The sequence below is a fragment of the Streptomyces sp. NPDC006430 genome, assembly GCF_040612395.1.
GTDB lineage: Bacteria > Actinomycetota > Actinomycetes > Streptomycetales > Streptomycetaceae > Streptomyces.
Map to the genome: position 1 here is coordinate 247,935 of NZ_JBEXQA010000005.1, position 15,713 is coordinate 263,647.

The window sequence follows — 15,713 nt, forward strand, 5'->3', positions numbered from 1 at the left end:
TCCAGCTCATACGCAGAAGGGGTGCCCCGCTGGGGCACCCCTTCTGCGTATGAGCTGTTCAACCGAGCGTCATGCCGACTTCTCCTGCGGGCCCTGGTCCTTCGGGACGATGCGGGGGACCAGCGTCGGGTTGACGTTCGAGCGGACCACGTCCGACGTGATGACGACCCGGGCCACGTCCTTGCGGGACGGGACCTCGTACATCACCGACATCAGGACCTCCTCCATGATGGCGCGCAGGCCGCGCGCGCCCGTCTGGCGGAGGATCGCCTGGTCCGCGATGGCTTCGAGGGCCTCGCGCTCGAAGTCCAGCTCGACGCCGTCGAGTTCGAACAGTCGCTGGTACTGCTTCACCAGCGCGTTGCGCGGCTCGACGAGGATCTGGAGCAACGCCTCGCGGTCCAGGTTGTGGACCGAGGTGATGACGGGCAGACGGCCGATGAACTCGGGGATCATCCCGAACTTCACCAGGTCCTCCGGCATGACCTCCTGGAACTGGTCACTCGCCTCGATCTCGCGCTTCGAGCGGATCGTCGCCCCGAAGCCGATGCCCTTGGCGCCCGCGCGCGACTCGATGATCTTCTCCAGGCCGGCGAAGGCGCCGCCCACGATGAAGAGCACGTTCGTCGTGTCGATCTGGATGAACTCCTGGTGCGGGTGCTTGCGTCCGCCCTGCGGCGGGACGGAGGCCGTCGTGCCCTCCAGGATCTTCAGCAGGGCCTGCTGCACGCCCTCGCCGCTCACATCGCGCGTGATCGACGGGTTCTCGCTCTTGCGGGCGACCTTGTCGATCTCGTCGATGTAGATGATCCCGGTCTCGGCCTTCTTGACGTCGTAGTCGGCCGCCTGGATCAGCTTGAGCAGGATGTTCTCGACGTCCTCACCCACATAGCCGGCCTCCGTCAGCGCCGTCGCGTCGGCGATGGCGAACGGGACGTTGAGCATGCGCGCGAGCGTCTGGGCCAGCAGGGTCTTGCCCGAGCCGGTCGGACCCAGCAACAGGATGTTGGACTTCGCGAGTTCGATCGCGTCGTCACGGCCCTGTGCGCCGCCGTTCTCACCGGCCTGGACCCGCTTGTAGTGGTTGTAGACCGCTACCGAGAGCGCCTTCTTCGCCGGCTCCTGGCCGACGACGTAACTCTCCAGGAACTCGTAGATCTCACGAGGCTTGGGGAGTTCCTCCCACCGGACCTCGGAGGTCTCCGCGAGCTCCTCCTCGATGATTTCGTTGCAGAGGTCGATGCACTCGTCGCAGATGTACACACCGGGTCCTGCGATGAGCTTCTTCACCTGCTTCTGGCTCTTTCCGCAGAACGAGCACTTGAGCAGGTCGCCGCCGTCACCGATGCGTGCCACGAGGTGCTTCCCCTTCGCCTGGGAGACGCTTGGTTCAGCGCTCCTGGTGCCTCATATCCGACGGTACCTTGCCGGGGGCCCCGTACGGGGCCCCCTTGGCGTGGTTCACATCGCTAATGCGGCGACGTGCTCACGCCAACTGACGGCAAGGATCAGACGGCGCTGCTCTTGCGGGTCGAGACGATCTGGTCGATCAGGCCGTACGCGAGCGCGTCCTCGGCCGTCAGGATCTTGTCGCGCTCGATGTCCTCGCGGATCTTCTCGATCGGCGTGGTCGAGTGCTTGGCCAGCATGGTCTCCAGCTGGTCGCGCATGCGAAGGATCTCGTTGGCCGCGATCTCCAGGTCGGAGAGCTGCTCGCGGCCGGTGCCGCCGGAGGGCTGGTGGATCAGCACGCGGGCGTTCGGCAGCGCCATGCGCTTGCCGGGGGTGCCGGCGGCCAGCAGGACGGCGGCGGCGGAGGCCGCCTGGCCCATGCAGACCGTCTGGATGTCCGGCTTCACGAACTGCATCGTGTCGTAGATGGCCGTCAGCGCGGTGAACGAGCCGCCGGGGCTGTTGATGTAAATGGAGATGTCGCGGTCCGGGTCCATCGACTCCAGGCACAGCAGCTGCGCCATGACGTCGTTGGCGGAGGCGTCGTCGATCTGCACGCCGAGGAAGATCACGCGCTCCTCGAAGAGCTTCGCGTACGGGTCGTACTCGCGCACGCCCTGCGAGGTGCGCTCGACGAAGCGCGGGACGACGTAGCGGTTGTCCACCGGCGCGCCGGTGTAGAGGCCGCTCACGGGAGAGAGGTTGTTCATGTGCATCTGGGTGTTCACCATCCTGGTGGCGTTCTGCGGGCTGGGGCTTGCCGGGTGCGGGCGGGCGAACGGGCCTCCTACGAGGTCCCGCGCGCCGGGGCCGGGATCAGGCCCCGGTGCCACCGCCGCCCGGGACCAGCGACGCGGCGGAGATGATCTCGTCGATGAGGCCGTACTCCTTGGCCTCCTCCGCCGTGAACCAGCGGTCGCGGTCGCCGTCGCGGATGATCGCCTCCACGGTCTGGCCGGAGTGGTGGGCGGTGATCTCAGCCATGCGCTGCTTCGTGCGCAGCAGGTACTGGGCCTGGATCTTGATGTCCGAGGCGGTGCCGCCGATACCGGCGGAACCCTGGTGCATCAGGATGTCGGTGTTCGGCAGGGCGAAGCGCTTGCCCGGGGCGCCACCGGTGAGCAGGAACTGGCCCATGGAGGCCGCCATGCCCATACCGATGGTGACGACGTCGTTCGGGATGTACTGCATGGTGTCGTAGACCGCCATGCCCGCCGTCACCGAGCCGCCGGGGCTGTTGATGTACAGGTAGATGTCCTTCTCCGGCTCAGCGGCCAGGAGGAGGAGCTGCGCCGTGATCTTGTTGGCGATGTCGTCGTCGACCTGCTGGCCGAGGAAGATGATGCGCTCGCCGAGCAGCCGGTTGTAGACATGGTCGCCGAGGCCGCCACCGATGGACGGCTCACCCGCGGCGTAAGGCTTCAGATTCGTCACGTATCCACCTGCTCGTCTCCGACGGCCACATGCCGTCTCAGCGTCTCGTTCTGGGGCGCGGATCGATCGGGGCGGCGGTGTCCGCCGGCTTCCGGGTACTCCCGTGCCCTCGTATTCATGGACCCTAACGCGCAGGTCGGACAACGCCATCCCGCTTCCCGAACTGTTCGCTCGGAGCGCAAGGTCCGAAGGCCTCGCGCAGGCCATGCGGAAGGGCCCGCACACGGCTGTGTACGGGCCCTCCGGGGGTGCTGCTGGCGGGTACCGCTCAGGGCGGTACCCGGGGTGTTACTTGGCCTCGTCGGCCTGCGCCTCGGCGTCGGCGTCCGCCTCGACGACGGCCTCGACCGTCTCGGCGGCCGTCTCGACCTCGTCCTCGTCGTCGGAGAGGTCGACGACCTCACCGTTGGTGTCGACGACCTTGGCGGCCTCCACGACGACCGCGAGGGCCTTGCCGCGGGCGACCTCGCCGACGAGCATCGGGACCTGGCCGCCCTCGACGACGGCCTGGGCGAACTGGTCGGGGGACATGCCCGAGGAAGCGGCGCGGCGCATGAGGTGCTCGGTGAGCTCCTCCTGGTTGACGCCCAGCTTCTCCTTGTTGACCAGCGCGTCCAGGACGAACTGGGTCTTGATGCCCTTGACCGCCTGGTCCTTGGTCTCGGCGTCGAACTCCTCGACCGTCTTGCCCTGGAACTCCAGGTACTTCTCGATGGTCAGGCCCATCTGGCCGAGCTGGTGGTGCTCCAGGTTGTGCTTGCGGGTGTTGACCTCGTCCTCGAGCAGCTTCTCGGGGATCGGCACCTCGACGAGCTCCAGCAGCTTCTCCAGGACGCGCTCCTGGGCCTGCGTGGCCTGGTCGTACTGCTTCATGTTCTCAAGGCGCTTGCGGCTGTCCGCCTTGAGGTCCTCAAGGGTGTCGAACTCGCTCGCCATCTGCGCGAACTCGTCGTCCAGCTCCGGCAGCTCACGGGCGGAGACCTTGGTGACCTTGACGGTGACCTCGGCGTCCTTGCCCTCGGCGGAGCCGCCCTTCAGCTGAGAGGTGAAGGTGGCCTCGCCACCGGCCTCCAGGCCCTTGACGGCCTCGTCGATGCCCTCGAGGAGCTCGCCCGAGCCGATGGTGTAGGAGACGTCGGAGGCGACGCCGTCCGGCAGCACCTCGCCGTCGACCTTGGCCTCCAGGTCGATGGTGACGACGTCGCCGTCCTCGGCCGCGCGCTCGACGTCCTTGGTGGACGCGAAGCGGCCGCGCAGCTGCTCGACCGACTTCTCGATGTCCTCGTCGGAGACCTCGATCGCGTCGACCTCGACCTCGATGCCGGAGTAGTCCGGGATCTCGATCTCGGGGCGAACGTCGACCTCGGCGGTGAAGGACAGCAGCTCGCCGTCCTTCAGCTCCGTGATGTCGACCTCAGGCTGGCCCAGCGGGTTCAGGTCGGCCTCGTTGACCGCCTCGGTGTAGAACTTCGGGAGGGCGTCGTTGACGGCCTCCTCCAGCACCGCACCGCGACCGAAGCGCTGGTCGATGACCCGGGCAGGGATCTTGCCCTTGCGGAAGCCCTTCACCGTGACCTGCTGGTTGATCTTCTTGTACGCCGCGTCGAGGCTGTCCTTGAGCTCCTCGAAGGGCACCTCAACAGTGAGCCGAACCCGAGTCGGGTTCAGGGTCTCCACGGCGCTCTTCACGGTTCGGTCTCCTTGGTGGCTGACTGCTGGGGGTTCTGCCGTCACGCTGCGATTCAGCGGTTCAGCGGACTTCGGCCCGGTACATCAGACACACGGGCACGCAGCTTGCATAGTAACCGCAAGCGGCAATCAGCCCACAACGCGATCTTCGTGGTGGTGATGCTGGTGGTCGGGGTGGCCGGATTCGAACCGACGACCTTCCGCTCCCAAAGCGGACGCGCTACCAAGCTGCGCCACACCCCGTCGGTGCGACACGTAGGGTACATGCCCGGAGACCCTCTGATGCGCGGGGTTTCCGGCGGGGCGTTCCGGACGGCGCACCGCGGGCGTGCAAAGCGGTGTGCACTCCCCCGCCCCGACCCGCTAGGATGCTGCCTGTGCCGCGGTCCCCGGACCTGCGGCGCGCGCGTTGCGGGCGTAGCTCAATGGTAGAGCCCTAGTCTTCCAAACTAGCTACGCGGGTTCGATTCCCGTCGCCCGCTCTGAACGACGAAGGGCCAGGTCAGAGGACATTTCCTCCGCCTGGCCCTCAGTCGTTCCCGGGGGTGCTGTTCAGCTCCCCGTGCCCCCTGCGTGCCCCTTCCCCTGGGGCGTGCCCCGCGTGCCCTTCTTCACAAGCTCACTGAGCGCGTCGGCGATCAACCGGTCCCGATCGGCGCTCGCATGCTGGTAGATCAGCGCGGCGCGGGCGGTGCTGTGGCCCATGCGCGCCATCAACTCCCGCGTACTCGCGCCGGTTGACGCGGCCAGTGTGTTCCCCGTGTGCCGTAGATCATGGAAATGCAGCCCCTCGATCCCCGCTTCCCGACACGCCTTCTGCCACAGGCGGTTGAAGTGGTTGCGCCGCGGAGTAGCCCCCTTGGCCCCGACGAACACCCGCCCGTCGGCGCCGGCCTCTGCATACGTCTCCAGGTGCTGCCGAATCTCCTGGACGATCACGCCGGGGATGGTCACGGTCCGCTTCCCCGCCGCACTCTTGGGCGCCTTGATCTCCCGCTGCCCGTTCCCGAGTTCGGCGACGGCGCGGCGAACCCGCAGGGTCCCGTGGTCCAGGTCGATGTCCCGCCGATGCAGCCCGATCAGCTCGCCCCACCGCAGCCCGAGGAACCCGGCCATCAGAACGAGGACCCGAAACCGAGGCTGGACGGCCCCGGCCAGGGCGTAGACCTCCTGCACGGTGGCGGTCGGCCGCTCAGGGGTGTGGACCGTACTGGCTCCCTTGATCTGGCAGGGGTTCCGCCTGATCATCTGGTCGGACAGCGCCGTCCCCAAAATGGCCCGGAGCAGGGCGTATGCCTTGGCAATGGTGGTCGGCCCGGTCCCGGCAGCCAGCTTGTCGGCCCGCCAGCGCCGAACGAGGGGCGCAGAAATCTCCGCCACGTTGACGGCGCCGAAGGCCGACTCCAGGTGGTGCTTGAGCAGGGACCCGTAGAGCTGCCGCGTGGTGCTGGTCAGCTCCCGTTCTTGGATCCAGGCGACGGCGTACGGCCCGAAGGCGACCTTCCCGGCGTCAGGGTCGTGCCAGTCCCCGCGTCGCATCTCGGTCTGCTTGTCGGCGAGCCAGTCGTCCGCATCCCGCTTGGTCCGGAGAGTCTCGGGTGCCGGCCGGAGCTGCCCGTCGGGCCCCACGTACCGTGCTTGGTACCTCCCAGAGGGAAGCTTCCGAACTCGCCCGAACGGACGTCGTTTTCCAGCCATCAGGCAGCCACCAGCCCACGTCGACGCGGCTCGACGGTGTTGGCGGCGATGAACGCGTACACGGCGCTCTCGGGGATCCGAACGTGCCGCCCGACCTTCACGTAGGTGATCCGCCGCTCCTCGACCAGCCGCCGAGGGAACCTCACGGTGGTCCCGAGCAGCTCGGCGCCCGGCCCCGGCCCGGAACCCGCAGTGGCGGGGCCGGGCCGGGGCCGGGGCCGGAATCGGACTGCGGTCAGCGGCAGTTGGCGGTGCTGTTGTAGTTCGCGGTCACGAAAACCCGTTGGTGTTGTTCGTCTTGAAGAAGTGCGAGCCGTCGTACAGGCTGCGGCCGAGTCCAGGGAATGTGAGCCAGAACCGGTTCTCGCGAACAAAGCCACACGGGCCAGGGGCAGCCACACCCGGTCGTCGAGATCGAGATGGGCGAACCAGTCGGCACCGGCGAGCGCGCCGGCGGCAGGTCGGCGGTGAGCGCGACCCACCACACGGTGGTCACCGCGGCGAGCTCTTTGGAGGGCGGGGCTGTTTTGCGTTGCGCGGTTCAGCTGTCCTGGCGGACCAGGCGTCAGAGACGCCGTGCAGGCGCGGTAGCGTCCGCTCGCCCGTCGGCTCGGCTACGCCGAACGCGCCAGCTCCACACTGCGTGTCCCATGAGAGCCACGGCGACAACGCATGCTGCGACACGAGTTACGTTCCAGGTTATAGCGAAAACCGGCCCCTGCGAGTCCGCCTCTACTCTCAATCGCTGGGTCGCCTCGAAGAAGGCGATGAACGGAACGAGCAGACGGAACAGAAGGCCACCAACTCCGGGCGTTCGCGCTACGTTCCCCATGAGCCCCAAAGGCGCACCAAACACGAAAGCAGCTATTCCCCACACGAGAATTTGACCCCCGCTGGAGGCGCCAGATTCCAACTGCATTCCAGCCGGAACAGAGGTGGCGGATTCCATTCCAGCCGGAATGGTGGGATTCATGTCTTTAAAAACATAGTATGCGACTACACCGATGGCCAATCCCAAGGACGCCAACAATGCCGACTCGATTTTAGATCGACGGAAATAGCCCACCAGCAATGCGTAGCAGGCCCACGGCCAACCACTAGAAAAAACAATACTCGCGGCGACGCAAACGGGATTATCCCATTTTCCGACAACTGGGCCCACTAGGCCAAGTAGCAAACCCGCTCCGAGAGACACAGTGACCGGCACAACGCGAGCACGCATAAATCGTGCGATTGCCCTTCCCCCGTTCAGTGGGTAAGTCCGAGTTGGAGGTGGTGCCACTCTGGGGCTGCGCGGGCGACCGAGCAGACCCAGAGAGGCTCACCAACTTACCGCACCTTCCGAGGAGTTACTGCTCGGTGCGGGCGATCAGAACCTAATCGACGCTGTAGTAGCTGGAGCAGGTGTAGGCGAGACCCGCAGTGAGGTTCGCGTTAGAGGTGTTGCCGGCTGCAGCCCAAGCGCGACGCGTACTGCCCGCGAGCTTCACCGTAGACGAGTGCCCCTTCGTCTGGTGATAGTAATTCGAGTAGCAGTACTTATTGATTACCCCGGGGCTGACCTCTGTTGCGTACCAGCCGTAACACCAGTTGCCACCGCTGGACGGGGTGAGGCATGTAGTCGACAGTGGACTAAAAGAGCCCGTCGAAGCGTGGTTCGATACTTCAGTCATCCATCGCCTTCAGTGCTGATCGATGGCTGATACCTAACGTGTTTCACCAGGGCCCGGTTGATTGCCCGGCAATATGGCACCGGGCTACGGGCGTTGGGCGTTCTCAGCAGCGGACGCAGCAGGGGCCCGCGATGGAGAGCCCGCCCAGGGTCGGTCAGCCAGTAGCAGAGCTGCCCGGCCCGATAGAACGACTCGGGGCCCAGGTGGTCGACGGGGCGTGCGGCGCGGCCCGCTTGGCAGGCTCGATCGCTCGGAGTTCTGGCGGCCAGTGAGAGCGATCTCCCGGGTTTCTTTTCCAACAGCGCCGACCCAGCCGTCCGCTGACCGTTGACGGCCCCGGCCCCCAGGCCGGAGCCGTCAACAGATCACTTCTCCGCCCACCAGCCGACCGGGTGGGCCCTGGCGCTGCCGATCCCGCCCGGGCGCCGCGGCACGAAGCCCCGGACGGCCACGCCACGGCCTGGTGCTGCCATCGGTCCGGCACTGCGCCCGACTGCCTACTCCGTCTGCTCCGGCGCCGCCCCGCTGGAGACGCGCCTGTCGGCTCCCCACTCGGCGTACTGCAACAGCAAGGCTCCGACCCAGGTCAGCGAAGGTGCAGGTCCTCGGACCATGGCGGCTCCCGCCCGAAGTCTCTCCATGCCGACCTTCGCTACCAAGCGCACGGACCGTCATCGCGAAGCGCGCCGCAGCCACATTGACACCAGGACTTGAACACGTTCAAGATGATGTTCGCCGCTTCCCTGAGGCGTCACTACCGGGTATGCGCGAGACACGAGAGGTAGGGCCGTATATGGCTGCCGACCAGCATCCACGGATACGACGTGCATTCATTGGCGCTGCGATGGGAGGTGCAGTGACATTCCTGTTGGCCTCCTGCTCCGGCTACTACCCGGTCGAGGTCAGCACCGTTGATCGGCTGACGGGCGTGTGGTCGGACTGGTCCGGGGCGTCAGTTGAGTTCAAGGACGACGGCACGTTCACGGCCAGGGGCCTGGACAAGGCGGACATCGTCGGCTGGGGGTGCTCCGGGTTCGCCGACCAGCAACACGGGACCTGGTCTCCCTCCGGAACGTATGGCCTGGTCACCTTCGACGGCGTGGACTGCGAGGGCATGAAATTGGCCTTCTACGGCTCCCCGAACACCTTCATCGCCTGTTTCACTCGGGACACGACGTCCGGGGGGTGCACGCACGAATTCAGGCGGAGGAAGGCTGATCCGACTCCCGGCCGCGAACCGACTCCGTGATCGCGCGCCATGGGACACGTGCGGGATAACTCGTCAGCCGGAGGGCGCATCAGTCGCTCGAACTGCACAGACGTGGGGAACCGGACCGTCTGCCGGAGCCGTGTGCGCCGGAGCGGCCCCTGAATAGGTCTGGGGCTGCTCCGTTGCCGGGCGCGAACTCGCGCTAGCCGAAGTGAGCCGGCAGTCCTTCGTGAGCGGGGTGGGCTGGTAGCCACCCTCAACGTGATGACACTGGACGGTCAGGTCAATGCCGACCTCCAGTACCGGTCCGGCGTTCCCGAAGCCCGTCGGGCGCCGCAGTAGTCGGCGGGTACGCGAACGGGCCGGTCGCCCCCTCGTGGGCGGGACCGGTTCCGGCCGCTGCCCTAGAGCTTGATCCCCGCGATGGTGTCGGCCAGCGAGTTGAGGAAGCGGTTGACGTCCGGCGCGATGGAGCTGGACGCCAGGAAGAAGCCGAAGAGGACCGCGACGATCGCGGGGCCGGCCTTGATGTGGTTGCCCCGGACGAGCACCACCAGGATGACCGCCAACAGAACCACCACTGACAGCGAAATGGCCACTACTGATCACACCTTCGGTCGTCCCCTGGTCGGCCCGGGGCACACGGCCGGCGCACGCCCCCACATGGACCATCCTCCCACCAACGGGCCCCGGCTATCCGCCCCGTGGCGATTCGCCGGCGGCGCTTTCCCGCCAACCGCCCTTGCACCGGGCATATTTCGGGCACGGACCGCAGGTCATGGCGCGGTGAGCCCGAGGAGGGAGCGGACATAGGCGTACTTCGCGGACAGCCGCTCCCGCGTGGGACCGTCGAGAACGGAGAGCCGCGCGGGATCCGCGTTGTGCGCGAGGTCGGCCTCCTTGACGAGGAGGGCGCCCGGGGTGGCGAGGATCCGCGCCGCGTACTCCTCCACCGGTTCGCCGGGGCGCTTGGTGACGGCCAGGACCATGTCCTTCACCTGCTGGGGCAGGGCCGCCGAGTCCAGCCACTCCCGGCTGAGGGCGTCGTCCTCCACCGCGTCGTGCAGCCACGCCGCCGCCTGCTGGTCGGGGCTGCCGCCGCGGACGCGGACGCCCTCCGCGACGGCGGCGAGGTGCTCGGCGTACGGCCGGCCGGCCTTGTCGGTCTGGCCGTCGTGCGCGGAGCGCGCCAGTGCCTCGACTTCGAGCAGGGTCAGCGGTTGCTGCGTCATGCGGTCCCCTTCGGTGCCGTCCGTGCCGCCGTACGGAGAGCCTGCGCGGCCCGGCGTACGTCGGCCTGCGTGGTGCGCCAGTTGGAGAACGCCGCGCGCAGGGCCGGGGTTCCCGCGTACACGGTGGGAGTGACGAAGACCTCCTCCTGCACCGCCTCCCGCAGGGCCGTCAGACGGGCCTGCGTGGGGTCCTCGGCAAGCGTGAAGCAGACGACGTTGAGGCGGACCGGTGTCAGCAGGCGGAAGGCCGGGTCCTGCTCCAGTTCCGTGCCCAGTGCCCGGGCGCAGGCGATGTCGCGCTCGACGATCTCCCGGTGGCCCTCGCGGCCGTACGCGCGCAGGGTGAACCAGGCGGCGAGTGCCCGCAGCCGGTGCGAGTTCTCGGGGGTGAGGTGGACGAGGTCGGGGCGGTCACCGAGGGGGCCGAGGTAGGCGGCGGCGTTCTGGAAGACGCGGGCCTGGAGGTCTGGCCGGCGGGTGAACTGGACAGCGCTGTCGTACGGGACGTTCAGCCATTTGTGCAGGTCGACGCAGACGGAGTCGGAGGCGTCGAGGCCGTCGGTGAGGTGGGCGTACTGCGGGGAGAGGGCGGCGAAGGCGCCGAAGGCGGCGTCGGTGTGCAGCCAGAAGTCGTGGCGGTCCTTGAGGGCCGCGACGGCACGCAGGTCGTCGAAGTCCACGGTGTTGACGGTGCCGGCGTTGGCGACGACGACCGTCGGGCCGGGGGTATCGGCGAGGGCGCGGTCGAGGGCCGTGGGATCGACCGCCTCGCGGCCGGGGAGGGTGGGGACCGGAACGAGGGAGCTGCGGCCGAGGCCGAGGACGGAGAGGGCCTTGGCGATGGAGGAGTGCGGGGCACCGGAGAGCACGCGGACCGGGCCGAGGGCTGCTGCCCCGTCCTCGGACGGGGAGACCCCGAGGCGTTCGCCGAGCCATTCACGGGCGATCGCCAGGCCGGTGGTGTTGGACATGGTCGCGCCGCTGACGAAGGTGCCGGTGTGGGCGGGCGTGAGGTGGAAGAGGCTGCGGAGCCAGCCGATCGTTTCGCGTTCGAGGTCTTGGCCGGCGGCATCGAGGGCGGTGTTGGAGTTCTGGTCGTGGACGGCGGTCAGCCAGTCGCCGGCAAGGGCGGCCGGGGTGGCTCCGCCGGTGACGAAACCGAGGTAGCGGGGCCCCGCGGAGGCGGAGAGGCGGGGCGCCCAGCGCCGCTCGAAGTCGGCGAGGGCCGCTTGCGTGCCGGTGCCGTGGAGGGGCAGGGGCTCTTCGGTGTGCGGCTGCGCCGGGTGTGGGGGCAGCGGTACGACGGGACGTGCCTCCAGGGTTACGAGGGCGTCGGCGGCGGCGCGGCGGGTGGCCTCCAGGAGGTCGGGGAGGCGGGCGAGGTCGGCGGCGAGCGTACGGTCCATGGGGGCACGGTAGGGACCCGTCGGGGTCGGCGGACCGGCCAATCGGGGGTAAGTGGCCCACCTCCGGGCCGGCTCCCGCCCGCTCTCCCGGGCCCCGCGCCGCGTGCCGACGGTGCGGGGCTGGCGGACGATCAGGCGTCGTAAGGTCGGGGGATGGTGGCGAAACGATGGATGGTGGGGGTCGTCGGAGGTGCCGTCGTGCTGGGGGTGGTGACGGGGTGCGACGCGCCACCGCCGCCCAGGCCCGCACCGGGACCCGGCGCAGGGGCGTCGAAGGCGTCGAAGGCGCCGCCGCGACCGGAGGCGTCGGGAGCTCCCGGAGCCTCGAAGCCCGTTGCCCCGCCGGGTTCCGCGGCGGGCGGACCGGCACCGGAGACCTGCCCCGAGGGTGGCGTGCAGCTGCGCGAGGGGTTCGGGGACGCCGCGATGGGGCTGCGGGTCGCCGACATCGAGCTGGTCAACTGCGGTACGCAACCGTACGTGCTCGACGGCTACCCGGAGGTCCGGCTGCTGGACAAGCAGCGGGTTCCGGTGGAAGTGGCGGTGGTGCACGGTTCGGACGGGATCACAACTTCGGTGCCGAGCGTGGACGGCTCCCCGCAGCGCGTGGAACTCCAGCCGGGGCAGGCCGCGACGGTCGCGCTGGTGTGGCGGAACCTGGTGAACGACTCCACGGTGCCCGCAGCCGAGGGGTGGGTGCTGGACGTGCGGCCCCGGCCCGGTGCCCCCCGGGTGGGGTTGGAGCTCACGCATTCCGTCGACCTCGGCAACACCGGGAAGCTCGGGATCGGTCCCTGGACGGCGGCGGCCCGTTGATCGTGTGGCTCAACGGTCCCTTCGGCGGCGGCAAGACGCAGACCGCGTACGAGCTGCACCGGCGGCTGCCCGGCAGTGTCGTGTGCGATCCCGAACACGTGGGCTTCGGGCTGCACCGGATGATGCCGGCGGCGCTGCGCGGGGACTTCCAGGACCTTCCGGCCTGGCGGCATGGGGTGTTCGAGGTGTTGGACCTGGCCGAGCGGCACCAGGAGCCGGGGGCGGGGCCGGTGCTCGTGCCGATGACCGTGACGGAGCCGCGGTACTTCACCGAGACGGTGGGGCGGCTGCGGGAGGCGGGCCACGACGTACGGCACTTCGCGCTGCTGGCCGAGCGGGAGACCGTACTGCGCCGGCTGAGCGAGCGCGGGCTGGGGCGCGGCCTGAAGCGGGAGAGCTTCGCGGTGGCCCGGCTCGACGGGTGTCTGGAGGCCTTGCGCGGGCCGGAGTTCGCCGACCACCTGAACACGGACCACCTGACGGTGTCCGAGGTGGCCGGCCGGGTCGCCGCCCTGGCGGGACTGCGCGCGGCCCCGGACACCGACGGGGCGCTCCGCGGGCGGCTGCGGCGCGCACTGGTCGGTGTCCGGCACATCCGGTTCGACTGAGCGGGTACCGGTCGGTCCGGGCGACAGTCATCGGCCCGCGACGCGCCCGGACTTGCCCGGACCGCACAGGTCCGGACGCCCCGCCGGGAAGGCCGCCCGGACAGGACCCCGGACAGGACCCCGGACGGGCTCCGGCTAGGAGCCGGAGCGCAGGGCCCAGCGGGCGGGGAGGGGCGTGGCGGCGGTGAACTCGGCGACGGGGGTGCCGGCGAACGCGGCAGTCGGAAGCGGACCGCCGTCCGGGCCAGGCCGTTGGGGCGCAGCAGCATCAGGCGGTCGCTCCCGCGTACGCCGGGGCGGTGAGCGCGGTCATCCGGGCGGCGATGGTCGCGGCGGAGCTGTGCGCCAGCCGGTCCGCGATCAGCCCGTCGGCAAGGAAGAGCACCTGGTCGGCGTGGGCGGCGGCGGCCGGGTCGTGGGTGACCATGACGACGGTGGCGCCGAGGGAGTCCACGGCGGCCCGGAGCAGTCCGAGGACCTCGGCGGCGGTGGTGGTGTCGAGGGCGCCGGTGGGCTCGTCCGCGAACACGACGTCGGGTCGGGTGACCAGGGCCCGGGCGACGGCGACGCGCTGCTGCTGGCCGCCGGAGAGCTCGGCGGGGCGGCGCCGGCCCTTGCCCTCCAGGCCGACGCGGGCGAGCAGGTCCGCGGCCCGGTCCCGGTCCTGGCGTCCGCCGGCGAGCCGCATCGGCAGCAGTACGTTCTGTTCGACGGTGAGCGAGGGCAGCAGGTTGAAGGCCTGGAAGACGAAGCCGAGGCGGCTGCGGCGCAGTTCGGTGAGCTCGTTCTCGTTCATGCCGGTGATCTCGGTGCCGCCGAGGCGGACGGAGCCCGCGGTGGGCAGGTCGAGTCCGGCCGAGCATTGCAGGAAGGTTGACTTGCCGGAGCCGGAGGGCCCCATCACGGCGGTGAAGGTGCCGCGCGGCAGGCTGAGGTCGATGCCGCGCAGTGCGTGGACCGTTGCGGCCCCCCGCCCGTACTGGCGCCGTACGCCGCGCAGTTCGACGGCGGCTGTGGTGTCGTACGCGACCTGCTCCGTGTCGCGCTGCCGCCTGCTCCGCCGGAGCCCCATGGTGTGCCGCCTTCCGCATTCGCCGTATCCGATCTGCCGGTCCGGCGATCGTGTCCTCGACGCTACGGATGGGGGTGCGGGGGCGACCATGGCGCAATCCGGCGGATCGGTGGTGGGGGAAACCCCACCCCGGCGGCTCCCGGATGTCGGGGCGCGGGCGGGCGGCCGGGGTAGGCGGCGGGCAGGCGGGTCAGCGCGCGGCGGATCAGTGCGAGCGGCGGATCAGGAGCAGCGCGCGGTCGTCGTTGACGTCCTTGGCGACCTTCTCGATCAGGTGCCAGGCAGCGCCCTGCCAGCCGGCGGCGACGTAGCGGTCGGCCTCGCCGGTGAGCCGGTCGATGCCCTCGCCGATGTCGCGGTCGGCGGTTTCGACCAGGCCGTCCGTGAAGAGCATCAGGACGTCGCCGCGGCGGAGGTTGCCGCGGGCCGGTTCGAACGCGGCGCCGTCGTAGACCCCGAGCAGCGGGCCCTCGCCGGACTTCTCCTGCCAGCGGCCGGTGCCCGCGGAGAGCTGGAGGGCGGGCAGGTGGCCGGCGGAGAGGAGTTCGTAGTCGCCGCTCTCCAGGTCGAGCACGAGGTGGATGGAGGTGGCGAAGCCCTCGTCCCAGTCCTGGCGGAGCAGGTAGCCGTTGGCCGCGGGCAGGAAGCCGTGCGGGGGCAGCGCGCCGAGCAGGCCGCCGAAGGCCCCGGACAGGAGCAGGGCGCGGGAGCCCGCCTCCATGCCCTTGCCGGAGACGTCGGTCAGGACGACCTCCAGGGTGCGCCCGCCGTTCGTACGGGCGGCGACGACGAAGTCGCCGGAGAAGGACTGCCCGCCAGCCGGTCGCAGGGCCATCTCGCGGTGCCAACCGCGCGGCAGGGCGGGCAGCTTGCTCTGCACCCGGATGCGTTCACGCAGGTCGAAGAGCATGGTGCCGCCGCGCCGCCAGGGCACGCCGACACGGCTGCGGAATTGCGCGATCACCAGTCCGAAGAATCCGCAGGCGGCCACGACCAGGACCGTGCCGGGGGTGACCCGGGCTGGGCCCTCGTTGTACGGCCCGAGGACCAGGGCCTCGACGACCAGCGCCGCCGCGGAGGCCGCGTACAGGGCGAGCAGGCTCGCCGGCCGCAGCAGCAGGCCGCCCGCGACGATCGGCAGGACGAGGGCGGCAGGTGCGAACCACACCGGCAGCACGAGCGTGCCGCAGGCGATGGCGGGGACGGTCAGGAGCAGCCCGGCGAAGGCAAGCCAGTCGGAGGCGTCGCCGCGGAAGTAGTCGACGGCGGATTTGCGCAAGGCGGTGCGGGCCCGGTGCCACAGCATGCGTGTCCGGGCCGCGAGCGTCTCCACACGTGCTCCGGCCATTGCTTCGGGACCCTATCCATCCTGACTGTGCGTGCGCAGGGGGACCCCCGTACCTGGGGGCTCGCGCGAACACAA

The 15,713-nt window shown here is 69.5% G+C and carries 15 protein-coding genes and 2 tRNA genes; 4 read left to right on the forward strand and 13 right to left on the reverse strand.

Translation table 11 applies throughout. The features are described 5' to 3' along the window. Positions 1–69: 69 nt before the first annotated feature. From clpX to ABZZ20_RS10910, 5 genes are all read right to left on the reverse strand, one after another. Positions 70–1,356 (reverse strand): ATP-dependent Clp protease ATP-binding subunit ClpX, encoded by a 1,287-nt coding sequence (gene clpX / locus ABZZ20_RS10890; protein ID WP_030159377.1) that lies wholly within the window; start codon positions 1,354–1,356, stop codon positions 70–72. A gap of 152 nt (positions 1,357–1,508) precedes the next feature. Beyond that, entirely contained in the window at positions 1,509–2,183 is a 675-nt protein-coding gene (locus ABZZ20_RS10895) for an ATP-dependent Clp protease proteolytic subunit (RefSeq protein WP_356868990.1), read from the reverse strand. 85 nt (positions 2,184–2,268) lie between these two features. Beyond that, a complete protein-coding gene (locus ABZZ20_RS10900; RefSeq protein WP_054226615.1) occupies positions 2,269–2,886 on the reverse strand; it encodes an ATP-dependent Clp protease proteolytic subunit in 618 nt (205 codons plus the stop codon). Between the two features lie 288 nt (positions 2,887–3,174). Further along, positions 3,175–4,575, reverse strand: a complete 1,401-nt coding sequence (tig, locus tag ABZZ20_RS10905; protein ID WP_356868992.1) for a trigger factor — start codon at positions 4,573–4,575, stop codon at positions 3,175–3,177. Positions 4,576–4,741: 166 nt separating this feature from the next. Further along, positions 4,742–4,818: transfer RNA gene (locus ABZZ20_RS10910), tRNA-Pro, on the reverse strand. A 168-nt stretch (positions 4,819–4,986) separates the two neighbouring features. Between ABZZ20_RS10910 and ABZZ20_RS10915 the strand changes: the two genes are divergently transcribed. After that, positions 4,987–5,057 (forward strand) — tRNA-Gly (locus ABZZ20_RS10915). Positions 5,058–5,127: 70 nt separating this feature from the next. Here the strand turns inward: ABZZ20_RS10915 and ABZZ20_RS10920 are convergent. From ABZZ20_RS10920 to ABZZ20_RS10930, 3 genes are all read right to left on the reverse strand, one after another. Next, positions 5,128–6,204 (reverse strand): site-specific integrase, encoded by a 1,077-nt coding sequence (locus ABZZ20_RS10920; RefSeq protein WP_356868994.1) that lies wholly within the window; start codon positions 6,202–6,204, stop codon positions 5,128–5,130. A gap of 68 nt (positions 6,205–6,272) precedes the next feature. Further along, positions 6,273–6,434 carry an excisionase family DNA-binding protein gene (locus ABZZ20_RS10925; protein WP_356869150.1) on the reverse strand — a complete coding sequence of 54 codons (162 nt, stop codon included), beginning with the start codon at positions 6,432–6,434 and terminating at the stop codon, positions 6,273–6,275. 1,215 nt (positions 6,435–7,649) lie between these two features. Next, positions 7,650–7,946 (reverse strand): lactococcin 972 family bacteriocin, encoded by a 297-nt coding sequence (locus ABZZ20_RS10930; RefSeq protein ID WP_356868996.1) that lies wholly within the window; start codon positions 7,944–7,946, stop codon positions 7,650–7,652. A gap of 856 nt (positions 7,947–8,802) precedes the next feature. Here ABZZ20_RS10930 and ABZZ20_RS10935 point away from each other — a divergent pair. Beyond that, positions 8,803–9,195 (forward strand): hypothetical protein, encoded by a 393-nt coding sequence (locus ABZZ20_RS10935; protein WP_356868998.1) that lies wholly within the window; start codon positions 8,803–8,805, stop codon positions 9,193–9,195. 365 nt (positions 9,196–9,560) lie between these two features. Here ABZZ20_RS10935 and ABZZ20_RS10940 read toward each other — a convergent pair whose 3' ends face one another. The 3 genes from ABZZ20_RS10940 to ABZZ20_RS10950 form a co-directional block, all read right to left on the reverse strand. Continuing rightward, positions 9,561–9,755 carry a hypothetical protein gene (locus ABZZ20_RS10940; protein ID WP_030297273.1) on the reverse strand — a complete coding sequence of 65 codons (195 nt, stop codon included), beginning with the start codon at positions 9,753–9,755 and terminating at the stop codon, positions 9,561–9,563. 177 nt (positions 9,756–9,932) lie between these two features. Next, positions 9,933–10,388 carry an HD domain-containing protein gene (locus ABZZ20_RS10945; RefSeq protein WP_356869000.1) on the reverse strand — a complete coding sequence of 152 codons (456 nt, stop codon included), beginning with the start codon at positions 10,386–10,388 and terminating at the stop codon, positions 9,933–9,935. Then, a complete protein-coding gene (locus ABZZ20_RS10950) occupies positions 10,385–11,794 on the reverse strand; it encodes a pyridoxal-dependent decarboxylase (protein WP_356869001.1) in 1,410 nt (469 codons plus the stop codon). The genes ABZZ20_RS10945 and ABZZ20_RS10950 overlap by 4 nt, the downstream gene beginning before the upstream one ends. A gap of 171 nt (positions 11,795–11,965) precedes the next feature. Here ABZZ20_RS10950 and ABZZ20_RS10955 point away from each other — a divergent pair, with 171 nt between their 5' ends. After that, entirely contained in the window at positions 11,966–12,610 is a 645-nt protein-coding gene (locus ABZZ20_RS10955; protein ID WP_356869152.1) for a DUF4232 domain-containing protein, read from the forward strand. Next, a complete protein-coding gene (locus ABZZ20_RS10960; RefSeq protein ID WP_356869003.1) occupies positions 12,607–13,218 on the forward strand; it encodes an AAA family ATPase in 612 nt (203 codons plus the stop codon). The genes ABZZ20_RS10955 and ABZZ20_RS10960 overlap by 4 nt, the downstream gene beginning before the upstream one ends. Before the next feature lie 268 nt (positions 13,219–13,486). Here the strand turns inward: ABZZ20_RS10960 and ABZZ20_RS10965 are convergent, their stop codons facing one another. Together ABZZ20_RS10965 and ABZZ20_RS10970 are read right to left on the reverse strand one after the other, a co-directional pair. Further along, positions 13,487–14,290, reverse strand: coding sequence for an ABC transporter ATP-binding protein (locus ABZZ20_RS10965; RefSeq protein WP_356869005.1), 804 nt, complete (start codon positions 14,288–14,290; stop codon positions 13,487–13,489). A gap of 205 nt (positions 14,291–14,495) precedes the next feature. Continuing rightward, positions 14,496–15,638 (reverse strand): PP2C family protein-serine/threonine phosphatase, encoded by a 1,143-nt coding sequence (locus ABZZ20_RS10970; RefSeq protein ID WP_356869007.1) that lies wholly within the window; start codon positions 15,636–15,638, stop codon positions 14,496–14,498. Between the last annotated feature and the right edge of the window lie 75 nt (positions 15,639–15,713).